This is a genomic window from Oleiphilus sp. HI0067 (assembly GCF_001635735.1).
In genome coordinates, this window is the sequence record NZ_LWFI01001509.1 from 23,800 (window position 1) to 44,464 (window position 20,665).

Below are 20,665 nucleotides of genomic sequence, written 5' to 3' on the forward strand. Positions count from 1 at the left end.
AGCTATTTATGAATTTAACTATTCATAAATCTAAGTGCTAAGTATGGAGCGACACAGAAGATTAAGGTCATGATTTTGTAATTCGCAAGGAACTTAAAATAACTGGTGCTCAATGCCGTTGCATTTAGTCCAAACAAGCGATTGTGTATCGCAAGCATTTGCGCTTTGAATACGACAACGGCGAAAGTCGCTAAACCTAGGTAAGCGAGGTTGATCGTACTAACCCAGCCAAAAAATGTCACCGCATCATCTAAGTTCATCGAAATCCCTCCTTAATAAGTGATAATTTAAATCTAGCTTATCTTTACTATCTGATCTTGTTTAAGATCAACATTGCTCTGTTTTCTGCGTCTGCATTAAAAAAATCGACTAGCCTTGTTAGCCATGACTGGTCGTTTTGGAAAACTTCTAATGTGTAATCGATTTATCTGCTTGTTTGTAATGCTTTGCGTGAGTCTGACGGCTCATGCGGAATATCAGTGCTCTTTCCAAAATGGTCTTCGTTTGGAGCAAGCAAAAAACCTTTTGGAGCTCAGTGTGCTTGATCAGCCGCCTTTTCTATACGAACGGCAACTGTTAATTCAAATGGGCGCAGATAATGAGTACTGTGAGCCTTTAATCGATATTAATACCTTTCTCAGTCAGCCGGATGATTCTGAAGTCGGCCAATTTTTATTGGTCGCCTCAGAAACCTATAACCAAGTTGAGGGCAATCCGAAGGAAGGTAAAAATCAGTTAGCATCTAAAATTGATCGCTTCCGCGCGGCACTTGGTGCGATCAATCCAGTAAGCGTTAATGATGCGATTCCTGGTTATCAAGAATTACTCGAAAGCTGCACTTCTGAACCGACGGAAGTTCAAACTGACCTACCCGACTGGACATTTCAGTATGAACAATTTCGCTTAGCCGTCGATGCTGTAGAAGCCATCGTGGCGGGCTATCAACGTATTTATCAAGACGAAACCTATACGCGATTCAGAATCAAACAGTTGTTTCTCGAATCATATGATAAGGCAATTGCTTATTGTGCAAGCTAATAGCTATAGAGCATAGACCTTCTATTTCTAATACTATTTGGTGGTAAAACTGCCAGATTTATTAGCGCTTTAGCGAACTCTGACTATACTCCGGCGTAGTTTGTCTGCGGAGCAAGTAATGTCTGATCAGCAAGAAACTCAAGTTGTTGTTATACCCTCTAATCTCGAACACATCTCTACCACTGGGCGCGTTCAGGAGGATGGAAGTGTTGTCTTGTCCCCAGGCGATTTCATACATGCACGACAAGCAGTTCTTATTACTCATTCAGATGGTCAGCAAGCAAAGCTAGATCAAGCAGAGAAGATATCGCTGACAGACAGTCTCGTATTTAATAGTGAGATTGATGAATCAATTCTTGATCTGGTTGAAACAGAGCTTGAAGTGGAAAAGCCTTCAGAAGATGTCACGCTGAGCGATGGTGGTTCTCAGGTCGCAATTCATGACTATCAAGCGGATCTAACCGACACTGAGGCGGGATACGTCACATCTGCGAGAGGCTTGGGTAATTCTGAGCAACAAAATGAAATTGAAAAGCCTGGGTTGATTCAGTCGGCAACCAACACGTCCAATACAGTGATTGAAGATCAGTTGCTATCGGTGACTGGACAATTCCAGAATTCAGCCAGCTTCGTTAGTTTTCAAATCGTTGGACAGGCCAAGGATCAATACGGTGAGCTAGTGCTCGATGGCAAAGGAGGGTGGACTTACCAACTCGCTAATAACTCTATGAGTGTGCAGTCACTCGCGCAAGGCGAGAGTTTAACGAAGACTTTTCAAGTTGAGCTCGTTGATGCATACGGGCGTACACAATTTGTTCCGATCAACATACAAGTCCAAGGCACGAATGATTTACCTCAAATCAGTGGAGCTTCAACAGGATCCGTTGTTGAAGATGTGCTGAAGAACGTATCGGGGCAGTTAAACGTTTCGGACGTGGATACACTGGATTCACACACCTGGTCTGTCTCTGGAACAGGGCAGGGCAATTATGGTTCGCTGTCGATTGATACGCAGACTGGAAAATGGATATACACCCTAGATAAAACAAGCCAAGCAACACAGTCTTTGGCTTTCGGCCAAACGGTCACCGAGTCATTTATCGTCAATGTCGATGACGGGAAAGGCGGCGTTGTGCCGCAATCAGTCACTATCACAATCGATGGAACGAACGATACTCCGATCATAAGTGGAACAACTCAAGGCACTGTAACCGAAGACGCTCTGCTGACCAAAAGCGGACGTTTAAACGTCCGCGATGTGGATGCTGGAGATACTCACATTTGGTTGATGAATAGCTCGGGAACAGGTAGCTATGGCAGCTTTAATATTGATGCAAAGAACGGTCAATGGACATACACGCTTGATAACTCAAATTTAGCAACCCAAGCGCTCAGCCAAGGGCAAATCGTCAAAGAAGTATTTTATGTAAGCGTTGATGATGGCAATGGAGGCATCACTACTCAGAGAGTGCTTGTCGATGTGGTCGGAAGCAACGATCGCCCAACTATTTCTGGTACAGCGAGTGGCGCTGTAACCGAAGACCAAGTTGGCACGACATCAGGTCAACTTCGTGTCCATGACCTTGATGCAAATGATGTGCATGCCTGGAGTATCCAAGGTAGCGGCCAAGGAGCATTTGGTAGCATTAGCGTCAATGCGCAAACAGGCAAATGGGAATATAAACTCGATCATTCAAATCCTGCCACCCAAGCATTGTCTCAAGGACAAATTGCAACTGAAACCTTTTATGTGAAAGTGGATGACGGGCAAGGTGGTACAAGGACTCAAGCTATTAGCGTTCAGGTTAATGGTACCAATGACACTCCTAGCATTTCGGGCACTAGCACTGGCGGTGTTATTGAAGATGCATCAATCAATATCACATCTGGACAATTACAGGTTCAAGACGTCGATAAAAATGATGTTCATGCATGGACACTAAATGGCTCTGGGCAGGGTAGTTATGGTCAACTCAGCATTGACCCTAATACTGGCCGATGGACCTATACGCTTGATAATAATCTGACGGCAACACAGTCAATCGCCAAGGACGATGTGAAGACTGAGAGTTTTACAGTTGAAGTGAGCGATGGCCAAGGCGGAACGGCGACACAGCTCATAACGGTAAATGTAACGGGCACCAATGATGCGCCCGCCGTGATCGGAGGTGACTTAACAGCGACCTTTACCGAAGGACAATACCCGACCATACGTGGTAAGACGCCCATTGTTCAGGATGTAGATACTGGTGACACCTTGAGTTTTAGTTGGGAGAATCAACACAGTTCTAGTAATGGCACCGGCCTCGTGTTAGGAAAATGGGGCAATTACATTATTGACGAGACCACAGGAACTTGGGGCGCAAATTTCCATAATTCTTTGGTCAATACGCTTTCAGCAGGCGAAGTGGTCACCGAGACAGTCATGATGAAAGTGACTGATCAACATGGCGCTACAACCGATCAAGCTATTACCGTCACCATTATTGGTACTAATGATGTACCTCAGATCATTGGGCAGTTCTCAGGAATAGTGACGGAGGATTTAGTTAATTCTGCGAAGGGAAATCTGCAAGCGGTTGATCCCGATCGATTAGATACGCATTCCTGGGCGCTTCAAGGAAATGGGCAAGGAACATACGGGTCTATCAGCATCAATCCGCAAACTGGAACATGGCAATATCAGCTCGATAACGGCCGGCTTGCAACGCAAGCGCTTTCTGCAGGGCAAATCGCATCTGAAACATTTATCGTTCAGGTTGATGATGGGCATGGTGGCACTGCAACGCAACGCATTACTGTTGACGTAACGGGTACCAATGATCGTCCTAATATCGGTGGAACAAGTACAGGTTTTGTATCTGAAGACGGAAAACCTAGTGCAGGAGGCATGCTTCGTCATGGCGATGTGGATGCAGGTGATACACACACATGGAGTTTGGGTAGTGGTCAAACAAGTTTTCAGGGTCAATACGGCACCTTCACGATTGCGAGTAATGGCGTTTGGCGTTACCAACTTGATAATTCTCATCCTGATGTACAGAAACTAGCCGCTGGTGAGTCACTTACAGATTCAGTTATCGCCAATGTTGCAGATCAGTTAGGCGCGACAGACTCGCAATCGATAGGCATCACGATCAATGGTACGAACGATAACCCCGTTATTGCAGGTCAAATTACTGGTCAAACAAAAGAGGATACGACCAAGCACACATCAGGACAGTTGACGGTGACTGATGCTGACGCGTCTGATACTCACGTATGGTCGCTTGTTGGAACAGGTCGTGGAACCTATGGTGTTCTTCAGCTTGGGCCGAATGGGCAGTGGACATATGACATGTTTGATGGCTCACGTTCAAAAGCAGTGAACGGCTTGCGAGAGGGTGAAACGCGTACTGAGACCTTTCAAATACAAGTCGATGATGGGCACGGTGGGATCGTCACGCAAAGCGTTTCTATTATTGTTGAGGGTACAAATGATTCTCCTGCCATTAGAGGGCGAGCAACTGGCAGTGTGATAGAAGACCAAGTCGAAACGGTGAGCGGAAGACTACGCGATGGCGACCCTGATCGTGGCGACACGCATACTTGGTCAATTGATGGCGGTGGTGCCGATCAATATGGGCAATTGACGGTAGATCAAAACGGACGCTGGCGTTATACCTTGGATCGTACAAGCCCTGATACGCAAGGGCTTGGTGACGGGGAATCTGTCACCGTCCAACACACGGTGAGAGTCATTGATTCTCAAGGCGCAGCATCCACAAAAGTGGTATCTGTCGTTATTAACGGTACGAATGATAAGCCGCTGATGGCGGGCCAATTTAGTGGTACGGCAAAAGAAGACGTTACGCCGACGATTAGCGGTCAGCTGACGCCAGACGATGCTGACAAAAACGACACACATAGCTGGCGAGTGTTAAATCCCAACGCCTCATACGGAAGTTTATCGATAGATGGGCAAGGGAAATGGACATTCTCTCTGCATCCTAACTCCGCGTCTGTGAAGGCTTTGTCTGAAGGCCAAGTCATTCAGCAGACATTTCGTGTCGAGGTGAGAGATCAGCATGGTGAGCGAACCATTAAACAAGTTGTTATTGATGTTGAGGGAACGAACGATCTACCTACCATTCGTGGACAGAACACCGGTTCAGTTACCGAAGATTTGATCGGTCAAACCTCAGGTTCGCTCACTGCAGTAGATGTTGATGCCTTAGATACGCATACATGGAAGGTTGTTGGTTCGCAGCAAGGCCGTTTTGGTGGGCTGACGATAGACCCAAACAGTGGAAAATGGACGTTTGTTCTGGACCATAATTCTCCTGATACAAAAGCTCTGGGGCATGGGCAGAAAACGACTGAGTCGTTTATCGTCGAGGTAGACGATGGACATGGCGGTAAAGCGCAACAGATCATTACTGTCGAGATAATAGGGAATAATACCGCGCCAAATATTGGTGGTGTAAGCTCAGGTTTCTTGAAAGAGGATGTGCAAACTCAGGTTTCGGGCAAGCTGACACATGGCGATCCTGATATAGGTGATACACACACTTGGAGTCTCGTAGGTACAGCAAAAGGAAGTTATGGTTCCTTATCTTTGGGTCCAGACGGACAATGGACTTACAAAGTTGATGGGCGCATAGATCAACTCCGAGAGGGACAGGCAAAAACAGAAACCTTCACGATCATGGTCACCGACAGTTATGGCCATAGCTCTCAGCAAACAGTGACTGTGAATTTGGAAGGTACGAACGATGTGCCAAACATTGGAGGAGTTCAGGCTGCGAGTACGGTTGAAGACGCGCAAAACCCGGTCGGTGGCCGACTGCAAGCGGGCGACCCAGATCGCGGGGATACCCATACTTGGACCGTTGGCGGAGGCGGCCAGAGCATTACCAATAGCTTCGGTACATTCACGCTACAAGCGAATGGGCAATGGAGCTTTTTAATCGATAACCGTTCGCAAGACGTTCAGACCTTGAAAGACGGAGAGATTAAAACGCTGAGTTTTCCTGTTGAAACGGAAGATTCACAAGGTGCCAAAGCAACATCTTTTGTCACGGTGACTGTGACAGGCACCAATGATGCGCCGCTTATCATCGCGCCGCCTCCAAGTCAGATGACCCTACTGGAAGACGGAGCGCAAACTCAGTTATCTGGAACGCTGAGCACGAGCGATGTCGATAAGGGCGATACTGCGACGTTTACTCCAGGCACTTTCAAAGGCACCTATGGCACTTTCACGATTGATGCCAACGGTAATTGGACATATACCCTCGATAAAGGTGCAAATGCAACGCAAGCCTTAGCGCAGGGGCAAATCGCAACCGAGAGCTTTGCCGTCGTGGCGACCGATCAGTCCGGTGCGTCGGTATCAAAAGTGATTTCCATGAATTTAGTTGGTACCAATGACGTACCAACTGTCAATGGAATCGCGACGGGCACGACTGTTGAAAATCTTCAATTGAATGCAGTTGGCTTCTTGCAAGCAACGGACGTAGACACAGGCGACAAAATTACCCAATGGCGCGTACTCAACCCCAACGGCACTTATGGCTCGCTTTCTATCGACCAAAATGGCAAGTGGATATATACCCTCGATAACAATGACGCAGATACAAAAGCCTTGAAGGCAGGTCAAACGGGTCAAGAGGCGTTTCAAGTTGTCGCGGTTGATTTAAGCGGCGGCACTTCTCAACCCTTCTCGATTAATGTCGATGTCATCGGAACGCAAAATAGAGCTCCAGGGGGCGGAGGCACTCCTCCGAGTGGCGTAACCACGACGCACCCTACGATTGTCGCGAATGTTATTGAGAATACCAAACCCAAAGATAGTGGCTCATTTTCTGGCGCACCGGGTACTGCCTTAAAAGACCCAGAGTTTAAAGCACCTGATGAAAATTCTAGTCCTACTCGTGTTGGCAATAATGCAGACAATCACATTAAGGGTACTAACAAGCAAGGTTTTATCGACGGACGCGGAGGTAACGACCGGATAGACGGAGGCGATAAGGATGATCGAATTCACGGAGGTGATGGCAACGACCAATTGAAGGGAGGAAAAGGAGATGACGTTTTAAGAGGTGGTAGCGGAAATGATCTGTTAGATGGCGGATCGGCTAATAAAGGCGATACCGCTGAGTTTACTGGAAGTCGAAGTGAGTATCGTATTGTCGATTTGGGCAATGGTCAGTTTCGAGTTATCGATACCATACCTGGGCGTGACGGCACAGATACCGTTAAGAACATCGAATTTTTTAGTTTTGCAAATGGCACCTATACAGATAGCAATGTTCAGTCTGGTTCGCCAATTCCTTCAACCGTTGGAAGCTATCAATCTGTCTCTGCGCATCCTGTTGTAGGCGGTGCATATGGTGCCCTGACCGTTGCTGCCAACACTGGAAAATGGACCTATACGCTCAATAATTCTCCGCAAACCGAAGCGCTCGCTGAAGGTCAACAAGTTACTGAAACGTGGAAGATTGTCATGATCGATGCCAACGGTCATCGGCATGAGCAGACCGTTAACGTCGACATTCAAGGTACCAACGATGCGCCAACCATTATTGGGCAAGACTCGGGACGATTGGTTGAGGGCTCATTAACCCAATCGAGTGGCTCACTTGCTGCGCTTGATCCAGATGCAGGGGATACCCATACATGGTCTTTGAATGGCGGTGGGCAAGGCAACTTCGGCACACTGACCTTGAACCCTAATACCGGACAATGGGAGTACAAACTCGACAGTAATAGTCCTGCAGTACAGGCGCTTCAACCCGGTGTGACAGTTCAAGATGTCTTTACAGTGCAAGTCACCGACGCGAATGGCGATACCGCGACCAAACAAATTGTGATGAGTATTGATGGGACGGCGCAAAACCAAGTGGTAAGTAGCGGCCAGATCGTTGATACCGGTGCAGCCATTGAAGACAACAAAGTAACAGACCAAGGCTCTTTGCCAAACACATTTAATGGCACGCTAGTGACGTGGACGCTTGTCAGTGGGCAAGGGCAGCTTGGCTCAATGAATTTCGATAAGACTACAGGCAAATGGACTTATACCTTAAATGGTCAGGTCGCAAATAGTATGCCGGAAGGTTTAACAACGAAAGAAAGCTTCATGGTGATTCCTGTCGATCAATTCGGTAAGACAATGGTCGACAGCAATGGGCAAGCAGTCACAGTCTTGATTGAAATAGACGTCACCGGTACTAATGACGCTCCAGATATTCAGGGGCGTCTAAACGGCTCAATGAAAAATGCAGAAAGCTCGGTAGAGGGGCAATTGCAAAGTGGCGACCCAGATCAAGGCGATACGCATACTTGGTCTCTTAACGGAAATAATGGTAGCTATGGCTCGATGCAACTAAATGCATCAAGCGGAAAGTGGGAATATACCTTAAACAAGAATCATCCTGACGTACTGGCCTTGGGTAAAGGGCAAAGCCTCACTGAAACTTTTATGGTTACAGTAACGGATCAGCATGGTGATAGCAGCACGAAAGCCATAACGCTAAACGTGACGGGAGAGAACAAAGCGCCTGTTATTTCGGGTGTTACAGCAGGTGATGTCAAAGAAGATGTAAAAGGTCTGCATACCGCGAAAGCCAATATCACCGATCCAAATACGGGTGATACGGTTGAGATCATTCCAAAAACACAGAATGGTTTGTTTGGTCAATTTACCATTGATCAGCAAGGCAACTGGCAATATCAGATTAATGAGAATGCAAGCAATGTTGATGCATTGAGAGAAGGTCAAACGCGCACAGAGACCTTCTTAATTCAGGGTAAAGATAATCACGGTGCAACTGTATCTCAGGTGATTACTGTCACGGTTGAAGGTACCAATGATGTCCCTCAAATCAGTGGTACGACCACGCAATCGATGTCTGAAACGCAGAGCACCTCAACTGGTCAACTGATCGCTGTTGATCCCGATATTGGTGATTCACATACTTGGAGCGTTAAGTCGGGCGGCAGCTACGGTACATTGGTCGTGGATGCAAATGGCAAGTGGACGTACACCTTAGACGTGAGCAACCCTGCGGTTCAAGGTTTAGCGAGTGGTCAATCGATGATTGATCACATTACTGTTGAAGTGCGAGATGCGAGCTCAGGCGTAAGTACGCAAGTTATCGATGTCACGATTAACGGCGCCAATTCACAGCCCAATATTCAAGGTGTTGTTCAAGGTCTAGCGGTTGAGGATCAATTAAATGCTGTCACAGGTCAACTTCAGCATGGCGACCCAGATCAAGGGGATACCCACACCTGGTCTTTGGTGGGAGGAGGTCAATCACCATGGGGGAGCATGCAGGTTGATGCGAACGGCAAATGGACCTTTGTCTTAAATCAAAACAAGGCGCAACGCTTGGGCGATGGCGAAACGCACGAACTTGCGTTTCAAATTAAAGTGGCTGATCAACACAACGCAAGTGACACCCAAACCGTTAAGGTTGTGATTAATGGTACGAATGACGCACCTCAGATTTCTGGTGTCAGTATCGGGAATGTTCAAGAAAACGGCACCCTCAGAGCGGAGGGTCAATTGCAGCATGGTGACGTGGATGCCAACGACACACACACGTGGAAAGTATTGGCTGGCGGCTTAGGGGCCTTCGGAGTGATGACTGTCGATGCGCTAGGTAAGTGGACTTATGTGCTCGATCAGAACAAAGCACAAGCCTTATCAGATGGGCAAACAGCCACCGAAACTTTTCAGATTGAAGTGCAAGATCAACATGGTGAGCGCTCGGTGCAGACCGTAAATGTGCATGTCGATGGTGCAAATGATGTTCCTCAAATTACCGGCACTGATACAGGAAGGGCTATTGAAGGTTCTAGTATTGCAGCCGCAGGTTCTTGGACGGCTGTTGACCCTGACGCGCTTGATCAACATACCTGGTCCGTCGCAACGCCTGCTCAATATGGCACGCTGACAATTGATGCCAATGGCAATTGGTCTTATGTGCTTCATCAGCCGAATCATGCTGATATTGATCAGCTTGCTGATGGCGAATTAAAAACAGATACCGCGATCATTCAAGTAGATGATGGTCACGGGAGTATCGTGACTCAGCAAGTCACCCTCACGATTACAGGTACGAATGACGCGCCGAATATCAGTGGTGTGTTAAGCGGAACAGTTCAAGATGGTGGCACATTACAGGCATCTGGTCAGCTTTTAGATGGTGATGTGGATGCAAGCGACATGCACACTTGGAACATCTTAGGCAGTCAGCAGGGTCAATATGGGGTGATAAGCCTCGATGCCAGTGGCAAATGGGTATATCAGCTTGATCCTGCAAAAGCTGAATCGTTGGCTAAAGGCGAAACGGCTCAAGAAACATTTCAGGTCGAGGTGCTTGATCAACACGGAGAGCGTTCTGTCGCTCAAATCCGAGTCGAGGTTGTGGGCAGTAATGATTTACCGAGTGTTGCTCCTGTTGTGCAGCAGTCGGTGGCCGAGAATGCGACAACGCCGATATCTGGAACGCTTCAAGTGATCGATCCTGATGTCAGTGATCAGCATGCATGGCGATCAGTGAATACTAGCCAGTACGGACAGTTCTCCTTGAATGCCCAAACGGGAGCTTGGGAATATCGACTCAATACAGCGCATCCTGATGTGCAGAAATTGCTGACGGGGCAGACGCTCAAAGAGAGTATTATTGTCGAAGTCGATGATGGTCTGGGTGGTACGGCAACGCAAACCATTGCCATTGAAATTGATGGGCAGGGTAATGCGCCTGTTGCCGTGATCGATAATAGTCACTTGAATGCTGGTGGTATCGATACTGGGAATGTCTTTGCGAATGACCAGGCTGACACGTCCTTAACACTCACTGGAATTAACGGACAGAGTCTGCAGTTCGATCCCGTAAGTGGTTGGTCTCAGGTATTTGATACAGGGCATGCGCTTGTTCAGTTCAAGGCCAATGGAAGCTTTGAAGCACAAGCGAAAACGGGCAATTCAAATTTGCAAACCGTAACAGAATCTTTGCAGTATGAGGCTCAGGATCAATCTGGCGTTACTGCTACTGGGAGCATGGATGTCCATACCGATGCTGCACAGCAAGTGATCGCACCACCTCCGCCACCCCTAGCACCGGTTTCTGCTGATGTGCCGGCGGTATCGTATGACTCAGACCCCTTGTTACTTCTTGATCAAGTCACCGCGCCGAGTGGTAAGTCTGAAGCGACTCGTTCATCGTTCATTCAAGAAAGCTTAGTTGACTTGGCGCCCGAACTTGAGCCAAAAGAGTCTGTGAGTGACTTGTTATCTGGGCTGCCAGAATCTTCGAATGATAAAGACTCTGCGGGTAATGCTGATACCGCTCAAACAAATGAGCAGGAAAGCAACAGGAAGGCGGGAGCATGGGATGTTGGGCATTCCGTAAATTTAGATAGCCTGTTGCCCGATAACCGATCCAAGGATGATTTTGAGTGATGAATGCTTTCGTTTTCAGATTATTCAGAGGGTGAAAAGGCCTTAGTTTGAGCCTTTTCAAGTCGTTTATGTGGTCTAAAAAACGAACAAATCTTTACATTTACGGCACTAATCTCGACTAGTGTTTAGCAAGCATCTCAAACTAGAGAGGTCGTTAAATTGCCTAGTTTTTACGCACTTCATAAACAGCTCATACTCATTTCATTATGCGCAATGACATTAATGTTGGGTGCAAGCAGAAGCTCTTCGTCTACTTCAGATTTAACAGATACAACTCGATTGAATCTTGGCGGCCCGGTATATTTGAATGACGCCTCCGTGTTGTTAGTGAATGTAACGGCACAGGACCTCGCTATTTGGCGTGATTTAAAAAATGAACTTGGTGGATTCGTTGACCTTCAAGCCTACACCACAATGCCAGACGATAACGCTGGTGTTTGTGCGCAGGGTAACTTAAGCCAACTGGCTAAAGATCGCTCCTTAGACGTTATGAATGCTATTCGCGCTTTACATCGATTAAAACCGGTGGGATGGAAAGCTGGCAATGACGTTGATGCCGATCTGTTTGAACAACAAGTTCAACAGATGGCGATCATGACTGGGCCAACGCCGAGTGTGCATGGTGCCACGGCTGCAAGCGCTTGCTTTATCCAAACCGGCAGTGATGGGGGCGCAAGCAGTAATATTGGGCAGGGTGGTGACAATGTTGATCCTGCACAGCAGATCATTGGCTGGAACCATAACTGGAATAACTCAAGTTTCGATGGAAACTACGACCCAGGTCATCGCCGTTACGTCTTAGACGAGAAAGAAAAATACATGACCTACGGGCAAGGGCCGCAATATACAGCACTTAAAGTATTCGGCTTTACAGGCTTGAGTGGCCAAGCAGATAGCAGCAATATCGATTTTGTCGCCATGCCTTATCAAGGCTATCCCTCGTTTTTATTGAGTGGCGCAAAGACCGTATGGAGCTTTCGACCAGTGAATGCCACTACGGTCGATTATTCATCTGCCACCGTCACCCTTAAAGATCCAAACAACGTTGCTCAAACCCTCATCGATAAGGTCGCCTCAGATAGCTACAAAACGGATAACGGAACACTGCGCGGAGATAACGTATTCGTAAACAGTTCCGCGAAACAAATCACTTGGTATTTCAACTACGCCTGCGACACGATTTACACCGTTAATATCGATAATGTGCTGGTGGATGGTTCGAGTCGCTACTATCAATATCAGGTCAATATCATTTATGACAAAGTCGTTGGTTTGACGGATGCATCGGCAGTCGTTGACGAAAACGTGTATCTGCATGACATCAACGACCAGCGCATGTGGTACGACGTAACCCCCATAAATCAAAAGGCGTGGTCAGGAGCAAATTCCACATGTGGCGGCACGACAGTTAATAACCTCGGTGATTGGCATTTGCCGCGAATTAATGAGCTCCGCGACTTCATCTACATCCTCAATAACCTTCCAAGCGTTGACTTAAAAGCAGGCATTCAAGACGAATATTGGACCAATGTAGAAAACAATACTTATGTTGTTCGAAACCCTGTGTCTCCGTGTTCGCAAAATGGCTTATGCAATTGGGGAGCAAGCTTTAGTCGACCCTTCATGTGCATCAGAGACAGCTTAAATGATTGGTTTATTCTTTCGCATGTTGAGCTTTGAGTGAGCCCCGTATGGTGAATGGTTCGAGTCTAGCACCAAAAAGTAAGCGTTCATTTCTCGAATGCCTCATAGAGCTTAGTCGTTTGTTGGGTCGAGCGCAAAGCGCTGCATCGTTGCTTTCTGGTGTTCCGATAAGTGAAGAACGCCTCTCGTCATCATTACTACCACGCGCTGCACAGAACGCAGGCCTAGAGATAGATCTTACAGAGCGCGATATTTCGGCGCTCGATCCTGCGACACTGCCATGTATTGTTGTGTTGGGCGAGCAGCCTGACGAGCATGGGGCGGTACTCTTAGCCATACAAAACGGCATGGCTTCAGTGTTTGTGCCTGACAAGGGTAAGCTAGAAATCAGTCTTGATGAGTTGAGCGCTGCCTATTCGGGCCAGTGTTTTCTTGTGAAAACGATATACGAGATAGATCGTGCTGAGACAGATTATCAACACAAGCGTCAGCATTGGTTTTGGCGCAGCTTGTGGGTGTCGAAATCGATTTATCGCGATGTGCTGATAGCAACAGTCATGATCAATCTCTTCGCGCTAATGAGCCCCTTATTCGTTATGAATGTTTATGATCGCGTTGTACCGAATAATGCGATAGATACACTTTGGACGCTCGTAATTGCGGCGTTTATTGTTTTCAGTTTTGATTTTATTTTTAAGTTATTGCGCAGTTACTTTTTAGACATCGCGGGTAAAAAAGCGGATGTCATTTTGTCGTCCACGATTTTCGAGCAAGTACTAAAAATCAAAGAAAGCCATAAGCCGAGATCAACAGGATCGTTCGCTAAGAACTTAGCAGACTTTGAATCAGTGCGAGAGTTCGTCACCTCGGCGTCGATCAGTAGCTTAATTGATTTACCTTTTCTTCTCGTTTTCCTTTTAACGATTGCAGTCATTGCAGGGCCTTTGTTCTTATCTCCACTGATTATCATGCTTGTCATCTTGCTTGTAAGCCTTCTGATGAGCATCAAAATCAAAGCGGCCATTACGCGAAGCTATGCCGCAAGCGCGCAAAAAAATGGCTTATTAATTGAGGCCCTCAACGCGATTGAATCGATCAAGCTATTCCGCCAAGAGGGTAAGCAGCAACGCCGCTGGGAACAGGCTACCGCGGATATTGCGACATGGTCAGAAAAGTCACGCTACCTAACGCAAGCAACGGGTTATTTCGTTAGTTATGCCACGCAATTGAATACCATTATCGTAGTGTTTTTTGGGGTGTTCTTAATCTACGACAATGCTCTGAGCATGGGTGGTCTGATTGCGACCGTCATTCTTTCAGGTCGAGCAATGGCACCTATGGCGCAGCTATCTAGTCTTATTTTGCGTTTTCATAATGCGAAGGTGGCTTACGAAGGCCTCGATAACATCATGCAAATGCCGGTTGAACGTCCGTCAGGAAAGTATTACTTGGCACGAGAGTCCTTTACCGGTGCTTTCCGTTGCGAGAATCTGAGTTTTGCTTTTCCTGAGAAAGAGCATGCATTTATTAACGATTTATCTATTGAAATAGAAGCAGGTGATAAACTCGCGGTGATTGGTCGTATTGGTTCTGGCAAGACAACATTAATGAATCTTTTGACTGGTCTTTATGAACCCTCAGCAGGCAGCGTATTGATCGATGGGATTGATCTAAGACAAATCGACCCTGCTGACTTGCGCAGAAACATTGGTGTAGTCACGCAAATCCCGCAGCTCCTATCAGGCACTATTCGCGATAGCATTGTTGCGGCGCTTCCTAGCGCTACTGACGAAGATATCTTAAAGGCTGTTGAGCGATCAGGCGTTGGTCACTTTGTGAATCAAGATCCCGAAGGGCTTGATAGAGATATTGGTGAGCAAGGACGATTTCTCTCGCTCGGACAACGTCAAACCCTTGCCATCGCGCGTGCTTTGCTGCCTGATCCGCCCATCCTCATTTTTGATGAGCCGAGTTCAAACCTAGACAAGTCGTCTGAGAAAAAACTGATCGATCAATTAGCCGTCGTAGGGGAAGGGAAGACTATGATTTTTCTGACCCACAATCTTGAAATGCTCAAGCTTGCAAACAAAGTGCTCGTACTTGATGGCGGGCGAGTCGCAATGATGGGCGATAAAGAGGAGGTATTGGCGCGACTGAAAGGTTTAGGCGAACAGCCAAACACTCAATCGGATGCGGGAGGTGAGCATGTCTGATATCGATCATAAGCTCAATCAAGCTGAGTCACTCGAGAAGCAAGACGGAGGCTATGTCACAGATGCTATTCTTGCGAGTTTGCACCAACGACCTAAAGTCAGTGCATGGATTCTGTATGCCTTAAGTGCATTTTTTGTGATTGCACTAGTGTGGGCTGCATTAACCAATATGGATGAAATTATTCGTGGTGAAGCGAAGGCGATTCCATCGGCAAGCATTCAAAAGATTCAGAACCTTGAGGGCGGCATTCTTGAAGAAGTGATGGTACGCGATGGCCAACTTGTGGAAAAAGGTGCGGTATTGCTTGTCTTAGATGATACACAGGCATCGGCGAATCTTATTCAATCTGAAACGGAATACCTAGCAGCCTTAGCCAAAGCGGCTCGAATCGAAGCTGTCGTGAATATTACCGACCCCGTCTATCACAATTCTCTCTATAACAAAGCGCCGCAGTTTATTGATGCTGAAAACCAGTTGCTCGAAATTCAACTCAATGAGCACAACAGTAATTTGCGCATTATTGAACTGGAAATGGAAGAAGCGCAACAAGAGCTCGCGAGTGCTAATCAAGCCTTACGCAGCTATCAACAACAACTACGTTTATCCAAAGAGCAACGTCGAATTAATGCACCGCTCGTTAAACAAGGAGCTGTGCCGGCAATTGAGTTGTTGAATATCGATCAGCGTATTTCTGAACTAAATCTTGAAGTAGGTAGAAGCAAATCGGACATCCCTCAGATCAAAAGCAAACTGATGCGACTTGAGCAGAAGAAAAGAGCGGTTGTCGAAGAGTTTCGTGGCGAAGCACAAAAAGAGTTAGCGGATGTGCGCGCCAACATTGAGATTGCCAATGCAGATATTAGCAGACGCGCCGACCAGCAAAGACGAACACAAGTGACAGCGCCTATTACTGGGGTAATCAAAAAAGTACATGTGTCGACGGTGGGTGAGGTCGTACAGCCAGGGATGACGATGATCGAAATTGTCCCTGCCGATGATGAAATTATCTTTGAGACCAAAGTGAGGCCCAAAGACATTGGCTTTGTGAAAGTAGGTTTGCCTGGAAAAATTAAGGTCAGTGCCTATGAGTTTGCAACCTATGGTGGGCTGGAAGGCGTGGTATCGAATGTGAGTGCAGATACTTTATTGGATGAAAAGACAGGCACGAACTACTATCTGGTGAAACTTACTGTCGCCAATATGCTGACCGACGTAGCTGGAAATGAGTTGCCTATTATTCCCGGGATGCAGGCAGCGGTTGATATTCAAGTTGGGCAAAAGTCGGTGTTGGAATATTTCTTTAAACCCGTTCTTCGGATGGTTAAGTCATGAGTCATTTTTCAATTCTGTGGCGCACTTTACTTATGATCTTCGTGTGCCTATATACGAGTAAAGGCATCACAGGAAGTTTAGAAGCTGTTGTGCAAGAAAGTTTGTCGACGAACCCTCAAGTTCGCTTTAGCTTTAGCGCCCTAAAATCGGCGTATTATCAAGATAAAAGCTCGATTGCAGGGTTTTTGCCAACCTTACGTTTAAGCGGCGATTACGGCCGAGAATATACAGACAATGACCAACGCAGCAGTACTGATATGACGCGTCGTCAGGCACGTTTGCAGTTGCGCCAACCTCTATACCGAGGAGGACAATCTGCGGCGGAATCCTCTCGTACTCGAGCGACCTTTATGTCGGCTAGCTATCGAGTGAAAGAAGCCTCTGAAAACTTCGGTTTAGAGATCGTTGAAAACTATTTGAATGTGCTTAAAGCCAAAGAGCTGGTATTACTCGCACAGGAAAATCTCGATATGCATTACAACATCAAACAAAAGGTCGATGACAGGCACGAACAAGGTGTCGGTGACAAAGCAGATATTGCACAAATTAATGGGCGTATTAGTCGTGCGGAAGCGAACTTAAACAATGCCCGAAATGAATTGATGGACACCCGCAGCCGATATATTTCTTTGGTCGGGAGCTTGTCCATCTCTATGAACAAGCCTCAAGCTGACAAGTCTTATATTCCTGACTCACGCTCACAAGCGCAGAGCGTGGCATTGGCAAATAATCCGACCATTTTGTTATCAACCTTCGATGTGAAAGCAGCTCAAGCGCAGTACAAATCGCGCAAGTCGGGTTATTACCCGCAAGTCGATTTGGTCATCGATGGTGGACAGAAAAAGAATGTGTCTGGGTTTAATGGCGAAGAAGAGGATGCGAGTGCCGTTGTCGAGTTGAATTGGAATTTATTCAACGGGACGCGCGATGTAAATGAAGCTAAAGCTTACTACTACAAAGTGGAAGAAGCGCAGATGATCTCGAACAATGCGCGCCGCCAAGTGATGGAGCGTATCGACTTGATCTGGGGTGGCTATTTGCGCGATCAGCGCAATATCGAAGTACTCCGAGAGTATGTTGTGTCAGCCAAACAGGCAGAAACACTTTATAACTCCCAGTTTCAGGTCAACCGTCGCTCATTGCTTGATTTGCTTGATAGCTCCAACGAATTGTTTGAAGCGCGTAAGTCTTACTTAGATACTGAATATAGCCTTTTAACAGACCAGTACAGACTGATGCATATTCAAGGATTTTTGTTAGAGAGTATGCGCATCAATATTGAGAAAACGATCAAAGAGGAGGTTGAGCGATGAAATGTTTAGTCGTGAGAACCTGTATGGCGTTTGCCGCGATCTTGTTTATTTTGGGGTGCTCAAGTACTCCTACTGAAGAGTCAAAAGAAGATCTTTTTGGTTCTGGTTTGGCCTCTGCTGAAACGAGTGATTGGCGCGGTTACGAGTATGATCGTTTAAACATCAAAGCCGGAAATTTGATTGATCATGATCGCGATGGTGTCATCCATGAGCGAGATGATTGTCCAGATACATTGCGAGGCGGAGTGGTCGACAACAAAGGTTGTGCGCAGTTGCTAAGCGATATTCAGCAAAGCTTTCTGCAAATCAATTTTGATACTGACTCGGCGAAAGTGAAGCCGGAATATATCGAAAATATTGGCACTGTTGCTTATGAATACCATGACCTTGTTCAAGCGACCGATGATCCTCCCTTTATTCTCGTTGAAGGACACACCGACAACGTCGGATCACGTGCATATAACAATGCTCTATCTTTGCGTCGTGCTCGAGCGGTCGCGACGGTGTTGATTGAAAAGTTTTCGGTGAACAAAGAACACATTCTGATTTCAGGGCAGGGGTTCGATTATCCAATTGCTGATAATTCAACCAAGCGCGGTCGCGCAAAAAATCGCCGCATGATCACTTATTTCGCAAAGCATGACCGATTCCAGAAAACGCAATGGAACATATGGACGGTTGAATTACGCTCGAATCAAAACGACAGTGAAGATAAACGTCGTTTTCAAACTGTTGATATCGAAGAGGCGCTATAACTATGGCTTTTTCAATTAAGAGATGCATTGGCGTTGTATTGCTTTTAAGTTTGCTAGCAGCTTGCGCTAGTAATGACGTGAACAACGAACCGCAGCATGAAGAGCAGGCATCGGAACAATCTGCTGATGATTCTGTGAACACAGAGTTGGTCAGTGCGCCTCAGGAACGAGAGCTCAGAATTGGAATATCTAATTTTGCCGAGCAAGATCTAATCTATGAACTAACCAAAGCATGGTTGGCGAAAAACACAAAGACTCAGCATATTCGTTTAAAGGCCGTGAATTTCGAGAACTTCACAGGCGCGGTAAATGCGATGCGTGACGACAAAATTGATCTTTACTGGGGTTACACAGCGTCATTTTTGAGTGCTTACAATATCAAAACCTCACCACCGTACGACGCTAAACTCGTCTATGAGAGAGTGAAATCTGTTCTAGCAGAAAACGAAAGCCAGTTTTCTCTTCTAGATTACTCTCCTTTGCATAATGATTATGCCTTTGTTGTGCGCAGAGATATTCAAGATTTTGTCGCTGTGCGTGACTTATCTGAGGTCGCGAGCTCAAACCGAAAGTGGGTGTTTGGCATTGAACCAGATTATCTCGAGTATCGGGATCATGACGGATGGGAAGCACTCGCCAAGTTTTATGGATTTAATCTCGCCAACATCGAGATTAAGCAGATCTACGAGCGTGAAGATTTATACCGTGCCTTGAGGCTTGGTATGGTCGACGTGGGATTGGTGTATAAGACCGACCAAGAGCTGGATTTAGGCTACTTGCGCTTGCTTGAGGACGACAAGTTATTTTTCTCCCCTTACAACATGGTGCCCGTACTTAGAACAGATTTGCTGGAAGCAGAACCGGCACTAGTTAGTTCATTGAATGCCATATCAGGAAGTTTGAGCAATGAATTGATGCGCTACCTTTTGCAGCGTTATGAAATAGACGGTGTTGAGCTAGAAGTCATCAGTGAAGAGTTTTTGCTTTGTGTTGATGATCGTCATCATAGCGAAGATGAGGATAGTAGCTTGGCCCACCAAGGCGGTACCTCGATTTGCCATGAGTCATAAGCGTGTTTTTGGGCAAAACCAAGCTTTAGGTTAGTTTGGTTTTTCTGCTTCACAGCTCCAACAAATTTCAAAAGCAGGCGGGTTTTCTTCTGTACAATTAGGACATCGCCAGTGAGTTTTATCGTTGGCGCCGTGCATCGCTTCTTCAATTAATTCAGCGGCTTTATCTGTTTGGAGTTCATCAACCCATATCTCGGGCCACACCTCGATAGGCGGTACTTCGCCGGCAGCACTGCCGCCAAAAACATTTTTTAGTTCACAGCCGATACCGTTATTCTCAAGGATGTTTTTGATGTTATGCACGACCATAGAGTTGTCGTGGCTAAATATTCGAATCATAGTTTTCTCGTCAGACATCTGAACTTAGACGATATGTTTCTTGTTTGGTTCTCAAATATAAATACAAAGCGAAGCCGACTGCCACGCCCGGTACTAATCCTAAGGCCATACATAGCGGGCCATATTTGTACCCGAATTGCTTGCGTTCGTAAAGGATCCAGGCGCTCATAATGAACCAGCACATAATCACGTCAGTTGAATAACCAGCCGCGAAAGGGTTAACGAAGCCTGCTGTAAAAGCACCGATTATATCGCCATCAACCAAAGCGGCAGGTGCGGTATAAAGTGCGAACACGGCGAGGAAGATTGCTGCTGAAATACCGATACTGAGTTTGAAAGTGTTTTCGTTCATGGGAAATGAAGTCCGTGTTGTTACTTTCTATTTCTTATTTGATGTGCGCTTATAAATTTGGGATGTCGCCAAAGAAACCTATTACGCTAGCGACTTGATCGTTATTGTCTATTTCGACGACATCAAAGCCTTTTAGTACCAGTTTGTCGCCTTGG

Annotated in this window: 11 protein-coding genes; 8 read left to right on the forward strand and 3 right to left on the reverse strand. The window is 46.5% G+C overall.

Annotation, left to right across the window (positions count from 1 at the left end; translation table 11 throughout):
- Window positions 1-14: 14 nt before the first annotated feature.
- A complete protein-coding gene (locus A3739_RS24625) occupies window positions 15-260 on the reverse strand; it encodes a DUF6868 family protein (RefSeq protein ID WP_068476155.1) in 246 nt (81 codons plus the stop codon).
- A 124-nt stretch (window positions 261-384) separates the two neighbouring features.
- Here A3739_RS24625 and A3739_RS24630 point away from each other — a divergent pair, with 124 nt between their 5' ends.
- From A3739_RS24630 to A3739_RS24665, 8 genes are all read left to right on the forward strand, one after another.
- Complete coding sequence (locus tag A3739_RS24630) at window positions 385-1,038, forward strand: hypothetical protein (protein ID WP_068476154.1); 654 nt, start codon at window positions 385-387, stop codon at window positions 1,036-1,038.
- A 118-nt stretch (window positions 1,039-1,156) separates the two neighbouring features.
- Window positions 1,157-11,491: a VCBS domain-containing protein gene (locus A3739_RS28980; RefSeq protein ID WP_068476153.1), complete on the forward strand. Its 10,335-nt coding sequence runs from the start codon at window positions 1,157-1,159 to the stop codon at window positions 11,489-11,491.
- A gap of 159 nt (window positions 11,492-11,650) precedes the next feature.
- Window positions 11,651-13,171 carry a hypothetical protein gene (locus tag A3739_RS24640; protein WP_156502813.1) on the forward strand — a complete coding sequence of 507 codons (1,521 nt, stop codon included), beginning with the start codon at window positions 11,651-11,653 and terminating at the stop codon, window positions 13,169-13,171.
- Between the two features lie 11 nt (window positions 13,172-13,182).
- Window positions 13,183-15,348, forward strand: coding sequence for a type I secretion system permease/ATPase (locus tag A3739_RS24645; RefSeq protein ID WP_068476151.1), 2,166 nt, complete (start codon window positions 13,183-13,185; stop codon window positions 15,346-15,348).
- Entirely contained in the window at window positions 15,341-16,681 is a 1,341-nt protein-coding gene (locus A3739_RS24650; protein WP_068476150.1) for an HlyD family type I secretion periplasmic adaptor subunit, read from the forward strand. Before A3739_RS24645 ends, A3739_RS24650 begins: the two co-directional genes overlap by 8 nt.
- Complete coding sequence (locus A3739_RS24655) at window positions 16,678-17,994, forward strand: TolC family outer membrane protein (RefSeq protein WP_068476149.1); 1,317 nt, start codon at window positions 16,678-16,680, stop codon at window positions 17,992-17,994. The genes A3739_RS24650 and A3739_RS24655 overlap by 4 nt, the downstream gene beginning before the upstream one ends.
- Entirely contained in the window at window positions 17,991-18,749 is a 759-nt protein-coding gene (locus A3739_RS24660; RefSeq protein ID WP_068476148.1) for an OmpA family protein, read from the forward strand. Before A3739_RS24655 ends, A3739_RS24660 begins: the two co-directional genes overlap by 4 nt.
- 2 nt (window positions 18,750-18,751) lie before the next feature.
- Window positions 18,752-19,819 carry a glycine betaine ABC transporter substrate-binding protein gene (locus A3739_RS24665; RefSeq protein ID WP_068476147.1) on the forward strand — a complete coding sequence of 356 codons (1,068 nt, stop codon included), beginning with the start codon at window positions 18,752-18,754 and terminating at the stop codon, window positions 19,817-19,819.
- Between the two features lie 30 nt (window positions 19,820-19,849).
- Here A3739_RS24665 and A3739_RS24670 read toward each other — a convergent pair whose 3' ends face one another.
- On the reverse strand, window positions 19,850-20,158 hold the full coding sequence (locus A3739_RS24670) for a DUF2007 domain-containing protein (protein WP_068476180.1): 309 nt from the start codon (window positions 20,156-20,158) through the stop codon (window positions 19,850-19,852).
- Window positions 20,159-20,168: 10 nt separating this feature from the next.
- Window positions 20,169-20,510, reverse strand: a complete 342-nt coding sequence (locus tag A3739_RS24675) for a DUF2834 domain-containing protein (protein ID WP_068476146.1) — start codon at window positions 20,508-20,510, stop codon at window positions 20,169-20,171.
- Window positions 20,511-20,665: the final 155 nt, after the last annotated feature.